This window comes from Sphingomonas chlorellae, from assembly GCF_056485145.1.
The window spans coordinates 559200-575082 of record NZ_JBQXXM010000001.1; the positions used below are offsets into that span (position 1 = coordinate 559200).

Genomic DNA, 15883 nt, shown 5'->3' on the forward strand with positions numbered 1-15883 from the left:
GCGATGCGGCGGCGCGCCCGGATCGTCGCGGGGCCGCCCGACCCCGTGCCCGCCGTGCAGGAGCGCTGCGCGCTGTGCGAGCGGCCGCTGGGCGCGCGCGTCGAATGGCACCATCTGGTACCGCGCAGCGAGGGCGGGCGCGCGACGGTGCCGCTTCACCCGATCTGCCACCGCACGATCCATGCGAGCGCGGACAATGCGACGCTGGCCCGCGACCATGCGACGCCCGAGGCGTTGCGGGCGGTGCCCGAGATCGCGCGCTTCGTGCGCTGGATCGCGAACAAGCCGCCCGATTTCCACGCCCCGACGCGACGACGGGGCGGCTGAGGCGTCGGCGTCAGGCCTCGGCCGTGGTCAGCGCGGCGCGATATTCGGCGCGCGAGATCACCACCCAGTCGCGCTTGGCGCGGCGCCGCATCGGCGTTCCGCAATAACGGCACTTGCTGACATAGGCCTCGGTCCCAGCAGCGCGGCGGACATGCTGTTCCGAGCGCTCATGTTCTCCCCCCAGGCACCGGATTCGGCCCGCGATCCAACCAAACACTGTCATTGTCTCCCCAGAACGTCGCTCGCGTGGTCCATTTTGACGCAGCCGTCAAGCGATGGGGGCAAAACAGAAAGGGCCGGGGACATGCCCCGGCCCTTGCCGTTTCCGTTCGGGAAAAAGCGCAGGACTTAGAAGTCCATACCGCCCATGCCGCCCGGCATCGCCGGCGCCGCGGGCTTGTCGTCCGGCAGCTCGGCCACCGTCGCTTCGGTGGTGATGAGCAGGCCGGCGACCGAAGCCGCATTCTGCAGCGCGGTGCGGACCACCTTGGTCGGGTCGATCACGCCGGCAGCCACGAGGTTCTCGTAGGTGTCGGTCGCGGCGTTGAAGCCGAACGAGGTGTCGGTCTGGTCGAGCAGCTTGCCCGACACGACCGCGCCGTCATGGCCGGCGTTCGACGCGATCTGGCGAACCAGCGCGGTGAGCGAACGGCGGACGATGTCGATGCCGCGGGTCTGGTCCTCGTTGGCGCCGGTCACGCCTTCGAGCGCCTTGGTGGCATAGAGCAGCGCGGTGCCGCCGCCGGGGACGATGCCTTCCTCAACGGCCGCGCGGGTCGCGTGCAGCGCGTCGTCGACGCGGTCCTTGCGCTCCTTGACCTCGACCTCGGTCGCGCCGCCGACCTTGATCACCGCGACGCCGCCGGCGAGCTTGGCCAGGCGCTCCTGGAGCTTCTCGCGGTCGTAATCGCTGGTGGTGATTTCGATCTGCTGACGGATCTGCTCGGTGCGAGCCTTGATCGATTCGGCATCACCGGCGCCATCGACGATGGTGGTGTTGTCCTTGTCGATCGTGACGCGCTTGGCGGTGCCGAGCATGCCGAGCGTGACGTTCTCGAGCTTGATGCCGAGATCTTCCGAGACGACCTCGCCCTTGGTCAGGACGGCGATGTCCTCGAGCATCGCCTTGCGGCGATCGCCGAAGCCCGGCGCCTTGACCGCAGCGACCTTCAGGCCGCCGCGCAGCTTGTTGACGACCAGCGTCGCCAGCGCTTCGCCTTCGATGTCCTCGGCGATGATCAGCAGCGGACGACCCGACTGCACGACCGCCTCGAGGATCGGCAGCATCGACTGGAGGTTCGACAGCTTCTTCTCGTGGATCAGGATGTACGGATCGGCAAGCTCGACCGCCATCTTTTCCGGGTTGGTGATGAAGTAGGGCGAGAGATAGCCGCGATCGAACTGCATGCCTTCGACGACGTCGAGCTCGAACTCGAGACCCTTCGCCTCTTCGACGGTGATCACGCCTTCCTTGCCGACCTTTTCCATCGCCTCGGCGATCTTCTCGCCGACTTCACGGTCGCCGTTGGCCGAGATGATGCCGACCTGGGCTACCTCGTTCGAGCCGGCGACCGGCTTCGAGCGGGCCTTGATGTCCTCGACCACCTTGGCGACGGCGAGATCGATGCCGCGCTTCAGGTCCATCGGGTTCATGCCGGCGGCCACCGACTTCATGCCCTCGCGGACGATCGCCTGGGCGAGCACGGTCGCGGTGGTGGTGCCGTCACCGGCGGCGTCGTTGGTCTTCGAGGCCACTTCGCGCACCATCTGCGCGCCCATGTTCTCGAACTTGTCCTTGAGCTCGATTTCCTTGGCGACCGACACACCGTCCTTGGTGATGCGGGGCGCGCCGAAGCTCTTTTCGATCACGACGTTGCGACCCTTCGGGCCCAGCGTGACCTTCACCGCGTCGGCGAGAATGTCGACGCCCTTCATGATGCGCTCGCGCGCGTCACGCGAAAACTTGACGTCCTTGGCTGCCATGTGACTGCCCTTTCAATTTCGGAAGTTTAGGAAGTTTAGGGTATCGTTCGGAATCGCCCGCCCCGACCCGGGGCCGCGGGCAGGCCATCGCGGATCAGCCGACGATGCCGAGGATGTCCGATTCCTTCATGATCAGCAGGTCTTCACCGTCGACCTTGACCTCGGTGCCCGACCACTTGCCGAACAGGATGCGGTCGCCCGCCTTGACGTCGAGCGGGGTGACGGTGCCGTCTTCGGCCTTCGAGCCGGTGCCCACGGCCACAACCTCGCCCTCCTGGGGCTTTTCCTTGGCGGTGTCGGGGATGATGATGCCGCCGGCGGTCTTTTCCTCGGCCTCGACGCGGCGGACCAGCACGCGGTCGTGCAACGGACGGAAGTTCATTGCCCTGTTCCTCTAAAGGTTGAACGCTTTTAGCACTCAGTCCCCCCGAGTGCTAACGCGACGGGATATGTGAAGGCCCCCGGCCTTCGTCAACGGGTCCGCGGCGAAAAGTTTTTGCCGGGGGGCGGGGCGTGGAAACCCGCCGCGCCCGCGCGCTTTCACGCGACCTGTATTGCCCGAATAAGACGCCGTTTACTCGCGTCCGGCCATGCGTTAGCATCGCGCGAAACCGCCCGGCATCCGGGCGCAACCGCAACAACGACGCCGCCCCCGCGCGGTGTGGAGATGGGCCGCCCGGAGCGGCGGGGCAAGGGAGCACGCAGTGAAGCTCGTTCGAGGCGCCTGGAAGCTGCTGGTCGGCATCAAGGACTTTCTGGTCCTATCGTTCATGCTGCTGTTTTTCGGCGCGCTGTTCGCCGCGCTGGCACATCGGCCCAACCCGACGGTGACGCGCGAGGGCGCGCTGGTGATCGCGCTCGACGGCACGATCGTCGAGCAGCCCGAGGAGAGCAGCCCGTTCCAGGCCGCGGGCGGCGGCGACGCGGTGCGCCAGCAGCGGCTGCGCGACGTGGTGCGCGCGCTGGAGACCGCGCAGGGCGATGCGCGCGTCAAGGCGGTGGTGCTCGACCTCGACCGCTTCATGGGCGGCTATCCCGCCGCGGTGGGCGAGGTGGCCGATGCGGTCGGCCGCGTCCGCGCGAGCGGCAAGCCGGTGCTCGCCTATGCCACCGCCTATACCGATGCCGGCTATCGCATCGCGGCGAACGCGAGCGAGGTGTGGGTGCACCCGATGGGCGGCGTGATGTTCGCCGGGCCGGGACGCACCGGGCTGTATTACAAGGGCCTGCTCGACAAGCTGGGCGTCACCGTCCACGTCTATAAGGTCGGCAAGTTCAAGTCGGCGGTCGAACCCTATATCCGCGCCGACATGTCGCCCGAGGCGCGCGAGGCGAACCAGACGCTGTACGGCGCGCTGTTCGACCAGTGGCGCGAGGCGGTGGCGCGCGCACGGCCCAAGGCGCGGATCGCCGATTTCCTGACCAAACCCGACGCGGTGGTGACCGCGGTGCAGGGCGACCTGCCCAAGGCCAACCTGGCCTATGGCCTGGTCGACAAGCTGGGCGACCGGCTCGCCTTCGGCAAGCGCGTCGCGGCGCTGGCGGGCGAGGCCAAGAACAAGGCCGCAGGCAATTTCGCGATGATCCGCATGAACGACTGGCTGGCGGCGCACCCGGTTCCCGACCGCGGCGACGCGATCGGCGTGCTGACGGTGGCGGGCGAGATCGTCGACGGCAAGGCCGATGCGGGCAGCGCCGGCGGCGAGACGGTGAGCGGGCTGATGCTGAAGGCGCTGACCGACAAGAAGCTGAAGGCGCTGGTCGTGCGCGTCGATTCGCCGGGCGGTTCGGCGATGGCGTCCGAACAGATCCGCCAGGCGGTGCTGCAGGCCAAGGCGCAGGGCCTGCCGGTGGTGGTGTCGATGGGCAGCCTGGCCGCGAGCGGCGGCTATTGGGTGTCGACCGCGGGCGACGTGATCTTTGCCGATCCGGCGACGATCACCGGGTCGATCGGCATTTTCGGGATGCTGCCCTCGTTCGAGAACAGCCTTGCCAAGATCGGCGTCACCTCCGACGGCGTGGCGACGACGCCGCTGTCGGGCCAGCCCGACCTGACCGGCGGGCTGAACCCGACGGTCGACCGGATGCTCCAGTCGATGATCGAGGCGGGCTATGCGCGCTTCATCGGGCTGGTCGCCCAGTCGCGCAAGCTGACGCCGCAGCGCGTCGACGAGATCGGCCAGGGTCGCGTGTGGATCGGCGGCACCGCGCACCAACTGAAGCTGGTCGACCGCTTCGGCGGGCTGAAGGCGGCGATCGACGAGGCCGCGCGGCGCGCCAAGCTCGATCCGGCCAAGGTGCACCCGGTCTATCTGGAAAAGCAGCCGAGCCCGTGGCTGGCGATGCTGGCGGGGATCGCCAACAGCGGCGGCGACGATGACGGCGGCTGGACCGACCAGCCCGGCGGGAGCGACGCGCAGGCGCGGATCGCGAGCGAGCGCCGCGCGCTGGTGGCGCAGGCGCTGGGCGATGCGCGCCGGATCGCGCTGAGCGGAGCGGTGCAGGCGCGGTGCCTCGAATGCGGCGGGCTGGGCGGTCCCCAGCCGCGCGCGGCCGACGGCGCGATGTTCGACCTGCTGGTGTCGCGCCTGTTCCGGTGATCGCGATCCGGCCGGCGACGGCGGCGGATGCCGCCGCCGTCGCCGCCATCTATGCGCCGCACGTCACCGCGCGCGGCGGCGCGTCGTTCGAGGCGACGCCGCCCGATGCCGCGACGATGGCCGGGCGGATCGCCGCCGCCGGCGCGCGCTATCCATGGCTGGTGGCCGAGCGCGCGGGCGCGGTGATCGGCTATGCCTATGCCGCGCGCTTTCGCGCCCGCGCGGCCTATGACCACAGCGTCGAGACGACGATCTACCTCGCCGATGCGGCGCGCGGCAGCGGCGCGGCGCGGACGCTGTATGCCGCGTTGCTGGAGGCGCTGGCCGAACGCGGCTTTGCCCAGGCGATCGCGGTGATCGCGCTGCCCAACCCGGCATCGGTGCGGCTGCACGAGGCGATGGGATTTCGCGCGGCGGGCGTGCTGACCGGGGTGGGGTACAAGCACGGCGAATGGCGCGACATCGGACTGTGGCAGCGCGCGGTCGATCGCGGCTGAACCGCCGCGCGACCGCCGCTCAGCGGTGACCGCGATAGGCGGGCAGGCCGAGATGGAGCACGATCGCCGCAGCGCGCAGCCCGAAGCCCGCCACCGCCGCGACGAACCCCGCCGCAAAGGGCGAGAAGCCGAGCAGCGCGAGCCCGACATAGAGCGACGCGGTGAGCGCGGCGGCGGTGACATAGAGTTCGGGGCGCATCAGGATCGACGGCTCACCGACAAGGATGTCGCGGATGATGCCGCCGACACAGGCGGTGACGACGCCCATCACCGCCGCAGGCACCGGCGGGATGCCGTAGCCGAGCGACTTGGCGGCGCCGAACGCGGCATAGGCGGCGAGGCCGAGCGCATCGAGCCATTGAAAGCTCTTGTCGTTCCACCAGCGTTCGGGCGTCACCCAGACGAGCAGCGCCATCGCGAGGCAGAGCGAGGCGACCTTGGCATCGTGCACCCAGAAGACCGGCGCGCCGATCAGCAGGTCGCGCACCGTCCCGCCGCCGACGCCGGTGATGAGCGCGAAAAAGGCGGCGGTGACGAAGGTCTGCGCGCGCTTGGCCGCCGAGAGCGCGCCGGTGGCGGCGAACACGGCGATGCCGAACAGGTCGAGCCAGGGCAGCAGCGGGCCGATCTGGGTGGCGATATCGGGGTCCATCGCGCGCATCTTTGGCACGGCGCGGGGGCACGTCAACGGGCGAGCGGCGCCAATCGGCCGGCGCGATGCGACGACGGGGCTGGCGAGCGCCGCCGCACTGCGGCAAAAGGCGCGCATGCATCGTACTGAGTCTCGCTGGGCGGCGCTTGCCATCATCCTCGCAGCGCTGGCCGGATTTGTCGACGCGCTGGCCTTCACGAGCTTCGGCGCCTTCTTCGCCTCGTTCATGAGCGGCAATACGACGCGGCTGGGCGCCGGGATCGGCGGCGGGTCGGCGGGCGACGCGATCGTCGCGGGCGCGCTGATCCTGTGCTTTGTGAGCGGCGTGATCGTGGCGACCGTGGTCGACCGCGCCGCCGGGCCGGCGCGGCGCCAGCCCGCGGTGATGGCGGTGGTGACGCTGTTGCTGCTCGCCGCCGCGGTGGTGGGGACGCTGGTGCCGCAGAGCACGATCGCGCTGCTGCTGCTGGCGAGCGCGATGGGGTGCGAGAACGGCATGTTCCAGCGTAACGGCGAGGTCTCGATCGGCGTCACCTATATGACGGGCACGCTGGTCAAGCTGGGGCAGAAGCTGGCCGCGGCGCTGATCGGCGAGCCGGGGCGGTTCGACTGGGTACCGTATCTGGCGCTGTGGTCGGGCTTTCTCGCCGGCGCGGTGTCGGGCGCGGCGAGCCAGCGGCTGTGGGGATGGAACGCGGTGTGGCTGGCGGCGGCGATCGCCGGATTGCTGACGCTGGTGGTCGCGCGCTTCGCGACGGCCGGGCGGGGCGGGCCGGACCAGGCGGCGTGACGGCTCAGCCCGCGCGGACTTCGGGCGCGGGCGCGAGCAGATCCTCGATCTCGGCAAGGTCGATGTCGGGCGCGTTCTCGCGCGCCATCGCGAAGATGCGCTGTTCGATCCGGCGGTGAACGGGGCGGTAGCGCCGGTTCACCTTGTCAGCGAGCGGGGCATAGGAGCGGTTGGCGGCCTTCAGCCCCTCGATCACGCGTTCGCGCGCCTCGATCTGGCTGCGCAGCAGCGCCTCGAACTGAAGCAGTGCGTTGAGGCGGTTGCCGCGTTCGATCTCGCGGCGCTGGAGATAAAGTTGCCAGATGGCGATCGCCAGCGCGGCGACGGTGGCGATGCTGCTCAGAAATTCGATCGAAGGCATGCGGGCACTCCGGAAAACAGAGCGCCGACCGTGCCGAGGGAACCGTAAAGCCTTGGTATATCGAGCGAAGATGAGGGGCCGCGTCGTTACCAGCCCAGCCGGTCGCGGAGCGCGCGCGCTGCGGCGGGGGGCATGCGGGCGATGAGGACGCGGATCGTCGCGCCGCCGACCATCGTGCCGTCGCGCCAATAGGCCCAGTCGACGACCTCGCCGTCGCGGACGCGGAGCTGCTGGCCGAGCGCGAAGCCGGGCGCGCGCGGCGTGTTGACGAGGCGGACGAGCGTCTCGTCACCCTGATGCGCGATCACCTCGCCCCAGACGAATTCGCCGTGCCCCTGGGGCACGATGTCGAACTTGACGAGGAAGCCGGTCTCGCCGGGGCCGGGCGCGGTGGCGTGGCCGAAAAAGACGGGGAGGCCGGCGCGGGCGCGCACGACGGCGGCGCGCAGCTCGGGATCGTCGGCGGGGACGTCGATCACCGGATCGTCCTGCGCCGGAAACGGCATCGGCGCGGCCATGCCGAGCAGCATGACCGCGCCGAGAAAGTCGAACATCAGATGTGGATCGGCTTGCCCTGCACGCCCATCGCCGCTTCCTTGATCGCCTCGGAATGCGTCGGGTGCGCGTGGCAGGTATAGGCGATGTCCTCGCTGGTCGCGCCGAACTCCATCGCCTGCGCGGCCTGGGCGATCATCGTGCCGGCGACGCTGGCGATCGCCCACACGCCGAGCACGCGGTCGGTCTTGGCATCGGCGATGATCTTCACGAAGCCGTCGGGCTCGTGGTTGGTCTTGGCGCGGCTGTTCGCGAGCATCGGGAACTTGCCGACCTTTACCTCGCCGCGCTCCTTGGCCGCCTCTTCGGTCAGGCCGACGCCGGCGATTTCGGGCCAGGTGTAGACGACGCTGGGGATGACGTCGTGGTTCACGATGCCGGTCTGGCCGGCGATGTTCTCGGCCACCGCAATGCCCTCGTCCTCGGCCTTGTGCGCGAGCATCGGACCGGGGATCACGTCGCCGATCGCCCACACGCCGTCGACCTTGGTGCGGAAGCTGTGGTCGGTCTCGATCTGGCCACGCTGGTTGGTGGCGAGGCCGATCTTGTCGAGGCCCAGTCCGTCGGTGTTCGGACGACGGCCGATCGACACCAGCACGACATCGGCCTCGATCGTCTCGGCCGCGCCGCCGGCGGCGGGTTCGAGGGTGAGGGTGGCCTTGTCGCCGTTCACCGCCACGCCGGTCACCTTGGTGCCCAGCTTGAATTCGATGCCCTGCTTGCGGAAGATCTTGTTGGCTTCCTTGCGGACGTCGCCGTCCATGCCCGGCAGGATCTGGTCGAGATATTCGACGCAGGTGACCTTGGCGCCGAGGCGGCGCCACACGCTGCCGAGTTCGAGCCCGATCACGCCGCCGCCGATGACGACCATGTGCCCAGGAACCTTGGGCAGTTCGAGCGCGCCGGTGGAATCGACCACGACCTTCTGGTCGATCGTCACGCCCGGCAGCGGGGTGACCGACGAGCCGGTGGCGATGACGATGTTCTTTGCCGTCACCTTCTGGTCGCCGACGGTGACGGTGTGCGCATCCTCGAAGCTGGCACGGCCCTTGAGCCAGGTGACCTTGTTCTTCTTGAAGAGGAACTCGATGCCGCCGGTGAGCTGCTTCACCGCGTCGCGGCGCTGGCCGTGCATGGTGTCGAGGTCGAGCTCGGGCGTGACCTTGATGCCCAGCTTCGCCATCGCGCCGTTGGCGGCGGCGTCGAAATATTCGGACGCGTGGAGCATCGCCTTGGAGGGGATGCAGCCGACGTTGAGGCAGGTGCCGCCCAGCGTCTCGCGGCTTTCGGCGCAGGCGGTCTTGAGGCCCAGCTGCGCGGCGCGGATCGCGGCGACATAGCCGCCGGGGCCGGCACCGATGATCAGGACGTCGAAATCATATTCAGCCATTGTTCGCTCCATGCGTGCGCTTGCGGGCGCCCAAAACCGTCAGCCCTGTCGCCCGGGATTGCCGATCCCTGCTTTCGCAGGGGCGCGGGCCGGCTTCAAAATTCGTGCTCCTGCCAAGGCAGGAGCACAGGGTCGCAGGCGATGCATTTTCCTACCCTGCGCCCCTGCTTTCGCAGGGGCGCGGGCGATTACAGGTCGATCAGCAGACGCGTGGGGTCTTCCATCGCGTTCTTGATCGCGACGAGGAAGGTCACCGCCTCGCGACCGTCGATCAAGCGGTGGTCGTAGCTGAGCGCCATGTACATCATCGGGCGGATGACGACCTGGCCGTTGCGGACGACCGGGCGATCCTCGATGCGGTGGAGGCCCAGCACCGCCGACTGCGGCGGGTTGATGATCGGGGTCGACATCAGCGAGCCGAACACGCCGCCGTTCGAGATGGTGAAGGTGCCGCCCTTCATCTCTTCCATCTTGAGCGTGCCGTCCTTGGCGCGGCGGCCGAAGTCGCCGATCGTCTTTTCGATCCCGGCGACCGACAGGTCCTGCGCGTCGCGGATCACCGGGACGACGAGGCCGTTCGGCGCCGACACCGCGACCGAGATGTCGCAATAGTCGTGATAGACGATCTCATCGCCCTCGATCGAGCCGTTGACGCCGGGGATGTCCTTGAGCGCCATGCACGCGGCCTTCACGAAGAAGCCCATGAAGCCGAGGCGGACGCCGTGCTTCTTTTCGAACAGATCCTTGTACTTGGTGCGCGCCTCGATCACCGCGCCCATGTCCACGTCGTTGAACGTGGTGAGCATGGCGGCGGTGTTCTGCGCTTCCTTGAGGCGCTTGGCGACCGTCTGGCGCAGACGCGTCATCCGCACGCGCTCTTCCTTGCGACCGCCGGTCGCGGCCGGGGCGGCGGCGGGCGCCGCAGCCGGGGCCGGCGCCGCAGCGGGCTTGGCCGTCGCGGCGGCGAGCACGTCTTCCTTGGTCAGCCGGCCGTCCTTGCCGGTGCCCTGCACCGTCGAGGGATCGACGCCGGTTTCGAGCACCGCACGGCGCACCGACGGCGACAGCGCGGCTGCATCGGCAGCCGGCGCTGCGGCAGGCGCGGGAGCGGCGGCGGGGGCAGCCGCGGCGGCAGGTGCCGCGGCAGCACCGGCGGCGCCATCCTCGATGGTCGCGAGCAGCGCGCCGACCTCGACCGTGTCACCGACCTTGACGAGCTGCTGGCCCATCACGCCGGCCACCGGCGACGGCACCTCGACCGACACCTTGTCGGTTTCAAGGCTGGCGATCGGCTCGTCGAGCTTCACGGGGTCGCCGGGGTTCTTCAGCCATTCGCCGAGCGTCGCCTCGGTGATCGATTCGCCCAGAACGGGCACCTTCACGTCAGTCATGTTCAAGCCTTCCGGGTACGGCGGATTTCTTCGCGGACATTATGGCCGAGCGCGTCGGCAACGAGCGCGCCCTGCTCGGCGGTGTGGCGCTTCATCAGGCCGGTGGCGGGCGAGGCCGCCGCGGCGCGGCCCGCATAGCGCGGACGCTGCGGCTTGACGCCCGCGTCGATCAGGCACTGCTCGATCAGCGGCTCGACGAAGAACCAATAGCCATTGTTCTTCGGTTCTTCCTGCGCCCAGACCACATCCTCGAGATTGGTCATGCGCTTCAGGCGTTCGGTGAGCGGCTCGCCCGGGAACGGGTAGAGCTGCTCGATCCGGACGATCGTGGTGTTCTTGTCGCCTGCCGCGTCGCGCGCCTCGATAAGGTCGTAGGCGACCTTGCCGGTGCACAGCACCAGCCGCTTCACGTCCTTGTCCGCCGGCGCGTTGGGGTCCGACAGGATGCGCTTGAAGTGGCTTTCACCCAGGAAGTCCTCGGCGCTCGACACCGCCATCTTGTGGCGGAGCAGCGACTTGGGCGTGAACTGGATGAGCGGCTTGCGGAAGGTGCGATGCATCTGCCGGCGCAGCAGGTGGAAATAGTTGGCCGGGGTGGTGATGTTCACCACCTGCATATTGTCCTGCGCGCAGAGCTGGAGGAAGCGTTCCGGACGCGCCGAGCTGTGCTCGGGGCCCTGACCCTCATAACCGTGCGGCAGCAGCATCACCAGGCCGTTGGCGCGGAGCCACTTGGACTCGCCCGACGCGATGAACTGGTCGATCATGATCTGCGCGCCGTTGACGAAGTCACCGAACTGCGCCTCCCACAGCACCAGCGACTTGGGGTCGGCAAGCGCATAGCCATATTCGAAGCCGAGCACGCCATATTCGCTGAGCGGCGAGTCGAGCACCTCGAACCGGCCGTGCGGCACGGTCGACAGCGGGATATACTTGGTCTCGGTCTTCTGATCGACCCAGACCGCGTGGCGCTGCGAGAAGGTGCCGCGACCCGAATCCTGGCCCGAGAGGCGGACGCCGAAGCCTTCCGACAGCAGCGACCCGAAGGCGAGCGCCTCGCCGGTCGCCCAGTCGAAATTCTGGCCCGACTTGAACATCTCGCGCTTGGCATCGAGCACGCGGGCGAGCGTCTTGTGGATCTCGTGCCCTTCGGGAACGGTGGTCAGCGTGCGGCCCAGGCTGTCGAACAGCTTCTTTTCGATGCCGGTCTCGACGTTGCGGCGCGCGGTTTCGGCGTCGGCCGGCGCACCGAGGCCCGACCAGCGGCCGGCGAACCAGTCCGCCTTGTTGGGCAGATAGGTCTTGCCCGCGTCGAACTCGCCTTCGAGCAGCGTGGTGAACTGGTGCGTCTTTTCGTCGATGAAGGCCTGATCGACCACGCCCTCGGCCTTCAGCCGCTCGCCATAGACCGCGCTCACCGGCGGGTGCTGCTTGATCTTGGCGTACATCAGCGGCTGGGTGAAGCTGGGCTCGTCACCCTCGTTGTGACCGAAGCGGCGATAGCACCACATGTCGATCACGATGTCGCGGTGGAAGGTCTGACGGAACTCGATCGCGATCTTGCACGCGAAGGTCACGGCTTCGGGATCGTCGCCGTTGACGTGCAGGATCGGCGCCTGGACGCCCTTGGCAACATCCGACGGATAGGGCGACGAGCGCGCGAACTGCGGGCTGGTCGTGAAGCCGATCTGGTTGTTGATGACGAAGTGGATGCAGCCGCCGGTGTTGTAGCCGCGGATGCCCGAGAAGCCGAGCGTTTCCCAGACGATGCCCTGGCCCGCAAAGGCCGCGTCGCCGTGGATGAGCACCGGCAGCGCCTGTTCGTGCTTGCCGAGGTCGCCGCGGATCGTCTGGAGCGCGCGCACCTTGCCGAGCACGACCGGATCGACCGCCTCGAGGTGCGAGGGGTTGGCGACCAGCGACATATGGACGCTGATGCCGTCGAACTCGCGGTCGGTCGAGGTGCCGAGGTGGTACTTCACGTCGCCCGAACCGCCGACATCCTCGGGATTGGCCGAGCCGCCGGCGAATTCGTGGAAGATGACGCGGAACGGCTTTGCCATCACGTTGGCGAGGACGTTGAGGCGGCCGCGGTGCGCCATGCCGTACACGATCTCGCGCACGCCCATCTGGCCGCCATATTTGATCACCGCCTCGAGCGCGGGGATCATCGCCTCGCCGCCATCAAGGCCGAAGCGCTTGGTGCCGACATATTTCTTGCCGAGGAACTTTTCCCACTGCTCGGCCTCGATCACCTTGGACAGGATCGCCTTCTTGCCGTCGGCGGTGAAGGTGATCGCCTTGTCCTTGCCCTCCATGCGCTCCTGGAGGAAGCGGCGCTCCTCGACATCGGCGATGTGCATGTATTCGAGGCCGACATTGCCGCAGTAATTGGCCCGCAGGATCGCGACCAGCTCGCGCACGGTCGTCTTCTCGAGGCCGAGCACGCCGCCCATATAGACCGGACGATCGAGATCGGCGGCGGTGAAGCCGTGATATTCGGGCGTGAGGTCGGCGGGCAGGTCGTGGCGCGACAGGCCGAGCGGATCGAGATTGGCGGCGAGGTGACCGCGCACGCGATAGGTGCGGATCAGCAGCATCGCGCGGATCGAATCGCCCGCAGCCTTGGCAATGTCTGCTTCCGACGCGGGAGCCGCGGCGGGCTTGGGCTGGCTGCCGCCCTTGGCGGGCTTGGGCGCCGGCTCCATCTGGGTCGGGTCGAGCGCGGCGGTGAGCGAGTCGGTCTCGCTCAGCGGCCAGCGCGGATTGGCCCAGCTCGGCCCGCTGGCGGTGGACTCGAGGCCGTCGAACCAGCTGCGCCAGCCGGGTTCGACCGAATTGGGGTCGCTCTTGAAGCGACGGTACAGAGTCTCGACGAAGGCCGGGCTGACGCCGCCGGCAATCTCGTCGAAATCGAGGCCTTCATAGCCCATTGCTGCTCATCCCTACTGCTCCGCCCGGCTCGTGGAGCGGAACTTCGCTACTCGGGTCGCGGCGCCGGGTGGCGGTGCCCGGCGATGGCGAGACGCCGCCGACCCGCGCGCGGCGCCCCGTAGAAAACGTCGACCGAGGGCCGGCGGACCGGACCTGGGACGACGCTGGGCGCTGGCGCGGGTTCCCCCGTCCGAACGCCCAGTCCGTCGGCAACGGCCCCCGCCCATATGGGAAGGGGGCCGGTGCGGTTCAGCCCTTGAGCACCTCGACGAGCGTCGAGCCGAGCTCCGAGGGGCTGGCGGCAACGCGGATGCCCGCGCTTTCCATCGCCGCGATCTTGTCCTCGGCGCCGCCCTGGCCGCCCGACACGATCGCGCCGGCATGGCCCATGCGACGGCCCGGAGGCGCCGTGCGGCCCGCGATGAAGCCGACCATCGGCTTCTTGCGGCCCCGCTTGGCCTCGTCCTTCAGGAACTGCGCGGCCTCTTCCTCGGCCGAACCGCCGATCTCACCGATCATGATGATCGATTCGGTCTTGTCGTCGGCGAGGAACAGCTCGAGCACGTCGATGAAGTTGGTGCCGTTGACGGGGTCGCCGCCGATGCCGACCGCGGTGGTCTGGCCCAGGCCTGCGTTGGTCGTCTGGAACACCGCCTCGTAGGTGAGCGTGCCCGAGCGCGACACGACGCCCACCGAGCCCTTCGAGAAGATCGAGCCCGGCATGATGCCGATCTTGCACTCGCCCGGCGTCAGCACGCCGGGGCAGTTCGGACCGATCAGGCGCGACTTCGAGCCCGACAGCGCGCGCTTGACCTTCACCATGTCGAGCACCGGAATGCCCTCGGTGATGCAGACGATCAGCGGCACTTCGGCGTCGATCGCCTCGAGGATCGAGTCGGCCGCGAAGGGCGGCGGAACATAGATGACCGAGGCGCTGGCGCCGGTCTTCGACACGGCGTCGGCGACGGTGTCGAACACGGGCAGGCCGATATGCGTGCTGCCGCCCTTGCCGGGCGTGACGCCGCCGACCATCTGCGTGCCATAGGCAAGCGCCTGTTCGGTGTGGAAGGTGCCGGTCGCGCCGGTCATGCCCTGCACGATGACCTTGGTATTCTTGTCGACGAGAATGCTCATCGGTGGGTTCGTCCTTGCTCGCATCCCGGCACCGGCCGGGATCTCTCCTTACGAGGGGGCGTCTAGCCGTTTTGCCCCCGGCTTGCACCGGGGGCAGTACATCACTTCAGCGATTCGTCGATGTTCTTGCACGCGACGAGCAGTTCCTTCACCGCCTCGACCGAGACGTCGAAGTTCGCCTTGGCGTCGCCGCGCAGCTCGATCTCGACCACGCGCTCGACACCGTTCGCGCCGATGATGATCGGGACGCCGACGTAAAGGTCGTCGACGCCGTACTGGCCGGTGAGGTGCGCCGCGCAGGGCAGCAGGCGCTTCTTGTCCTTCAGATAGCTCTCCGCCATCGCGATCGCGCTGGTGGCGGGGGCGTAATAGGCCGAGCCGGTCTTGAGCAGGCCGACGATCTCGCCGCCGCCCGAGCGGGTGCGCTGAACGATCGCGTCGATGCGCTCCTGGGTCGACCAGCCCATCTTGATGAGGTCGGGGATCGGGATGCCCGCGACGGTCGAATATTCGACGACCGGGACCATGGTGTCGCCATGGCCGCCGAGCACGAACGCCGTGACGTCCTCGACCGACACCTGGAACTCCTCGGCGAGGAAGGTGCGGAAGCGCGCCGAGTCGAGCACGCCGGCCATGCCGACCACCTTGTTGTGCGGCAGGCCCGAGAATTCGCGCAGCGCCCACACCATCGCGTCGAGCGGGTTGGTGATGCAGATGACGAACGCGTCGGGGGCGTGCTTGGCAATGCCCTCGCCGACCGCCTTCATCACCTTGAGGTTGATGCCGAGCAGGTCGTCGCGGCTCATGCCGGGCTTGCGCGGAACGCCCGCGGTGACGATGCAGACGTCGGCGCCGGCAATGTCCTCGTAGCTGTTCGCGCCCTTGAGGCTGGCGTCGAAACCGTCGACGGGGCCGGACTGGGCGATGTCGAGCGCCTTGCCCTGCGGCGTGCCCTCGGCGATGTCGAACAGGACGATGTCACCCAGCTCGCGCATGGCGGCGAGGTGCGCGAGCGTACCGCCGATCATGCCAGAGCCGATCAGCGCGATCTTCTTGCGGGCCATGGAATCTCCCTTGCTTTGGTTCAAGCAGCCGCGGGCGCAGTAACGGCGCCCATTGGAAAGCGCGCCGGGCTTAGGCGTATAATAGAGTGGCGGCAAGCCGGGAAACGCGCGGGCCCGGATTTATTTCTGATAACGATTTGCAACTGCAATAAGCTCGGGCAAAGCCGTTCCCGCGCAGTGCGGAGCCGCCTGCGAACGCATGTCA

At 68.4% G+C, this 15883-nt stretch carries 15 protein-coding genes; 4 read left to right on the top strand and 11 right to left on the bottom strand.

Features of this window, described 5'->3' with window-relative positions:
* The first annotated feature begins 3 nt into the window (after positions 1-3).
* Complete coding sequence (locus ACT3CF_RS02650; RefSeq protein WP_478420178.1) at positions 4-327, top strand: HNH endonuclease; 324 nt, start codon at positions 4-6, stop codon at positions 325-327.
* Between the two features lie 10 nt (positions 328-337).
* On the opposite strand, the gene ACT3CF_RS02655 is transcribed toward ACT3CF_RS02650, so the two are convergent.
* The 3 genes from ACT3CF_RS02655 to groES all read right to left on the bottom strand — a co-directional run bounded on the left by ACT3CF_RS02655 (position 338) and on the right by groES (position 2692).
* A complete protein-coding gene (locus tag ACT3CF_RS02655; protein ID WP_478420179.1) occupies positions 338-550 on the bottom strand; it encodes a hypothetical protein in 213 nt (70 codons plus the stop codon).
* 125 nt (positions 551-675) lie between these two features.
* A complete protein-coding gene (gene groL, locus ACT3CF_RS02660; protein WP_478420180.1) occupies positions 676-2310 on the bottom strand; it encodes a chaperonin GroEL in 1635 nt (544 codons plus the stop codon).
* A gap of 94 nt (positions 2311-2404) precedes the next feature.
* The gene (gene groES, locus ACT3CF_RS02665) at positions 2405-2692 is read right to left on the bottom strand and encodes a co-chaperone GroES (protein ID WP_478420181.1); all 288 of its coding nucleotides are present in this window, start codon (positions 2690-2692) and stop codon (positions 2405-2407) included.
* A 322-nt stretch (positions 2693-3014) separates the two neighbouring features.
* Between groES and sppA the strand changes: the two genes are divergently transcribed.
* Positions 3015-4910: a signal peptide peptidase SppA gene (gene sppA / locus ACT3CF_RS02670; protein ID WP_478420182.1), complete on the top strand. Its 1896-nt coding sequence runs from the start codon at positions 3015-3017 to the stop codon at positions 4908-4910.
* Entirely contained in the window at positions 4907-5407 is a 501-nt protein-coding gene (locus ACT3CF_RS02675; protein WP_478420183.1) for an N-acetyltransferase family protein, read from the top strand. Before sppA ends, ACT3CF_RS02675 begins: the two co-directional genes overlap by 4 nt.
* Positions 5408-5426: 19 nt before the next feature.
* On the opposite strand, the gene ACT3CF_RS02680 is transcribed toward ACT3CF_RS02675, so the two are convergent.
* Positions 5427-6059, bottom strand: a complete 633-nt coding sequence (locus tag ACT3CF_RS02680) for a trimeric intracellular cation channel family protein (RefSeq protein WP_478420184.1) — start codon at positions 6057-6059, stop codon at positions 5427-5429.
* Between the two features lie 115 nt (positions 6060-6174).
* On the opposite strand from ACT3CF_RS02680, the gene ACT3CF_RS02685 reads away from it, so the two are divergent.
* Positions 6175-6849, top strand: coding sequence for a YoaK family protein (locus tag ACT3CF_RS02685; RefSeq protein WP_478420185.1), 675 nt, complete (start codon positions 6175-6177; stop codon positions 6847-6849).
* A 4-nt stretch (positions 6850-6853) separates the two neighbouring features.
* On the opposite strand, the gene ACT3CF_RS02690 is transcribed toward ACT3CF_RS02685, so the two are convergent.
* The 7 genes from ACT3CF_RS02690 to mdh form a co-directional block, all read right to left on the bottom strand.
* Complete coding sequence (locus ACT3CF_RS02690) at positions 6854-7210, bottom strand: hypothetical protein (RefSeq protein WP_478420186.1); 357 nt, start codon at positions 7208-7210, stop codon at positions 6854-6856.
* Between the two features lie 86 nt (positions 7211-7296).
* Positions 7297-7764 (bottom strand): DUF2314 domain-containing protein, encoded by a 468-nt coding sequence (locus ACT3CF_RS02695; RefSeq protein ID WP_478420187.1) that lies wholly within the window; start codon positions 7762-7764, stop codon positions 7297-7299.
* A complete protein-coding gene (lpdA, locus tag ACT3CF_RS02700; protein ID WP_478420188.1) occupies positions 7764-9155 on the bottom strand; it encodes a dihydrolipoyl dehydrogenase in 1392 nt (463 codons plus the stop codon). Before lpdA ends, ACT3CF_RS02695 begins: the two co-directional genes overlap by 1 nt.
* Before the next feature lie 188 nt (positions 9156-9343).
* Complete coding sequence (gene odhB / locus ACT3CF_RS02705; protein WP_478420189.1) at positions 9344-10546, bottom strand: 2-oxoglutarate dehydrogenase complex dihydrolipoyllysine-residue succinyltransferase; 1203 nt, start codon at positions 10544-10546, stop codon at positions 9344-9346.
* Positions 10547-10548: 2 nt separating this feature from the next.
* On the bottom strand, positions 10549-13479 hold the full coding sequence (locus ACT3CF_RS02710; RefSeq protein WP_478420190.1) for a 2-oxoglutarate dehydrogenase E1 component: 2931 nt from the start codon (positions 13477-13479) through the stop codon (positions 10549-10551).
* A 250-nt stretch (positions 13480-13729) separates the two neighbouring features.
* Complete coding sequence (gene sucD / locus ACT3CF_RS02715; RefSeq protein ID WP_478420191.1) at positions 13730-14614, bottom strand: succinate--CoA ligase subunit alpha; 885 nt, start codon at positions 14612-14614, stop codon at positions 13730-13732.
* A 101-nt stretch (positions 14615-14715) separates the two neighbouring features.
* Positions 14716-15678, bottom strand: a complete 963-nt coding sequence (mdh, locus tag ACT3CF_RS02720; protein WP_478420192.1) for a malate dehydrogenase — start codon at positions 15676-15678, stop codon at positions 14716-14718.
* Positions 15679-15883 lie beyond the last annotated feature (205 nt).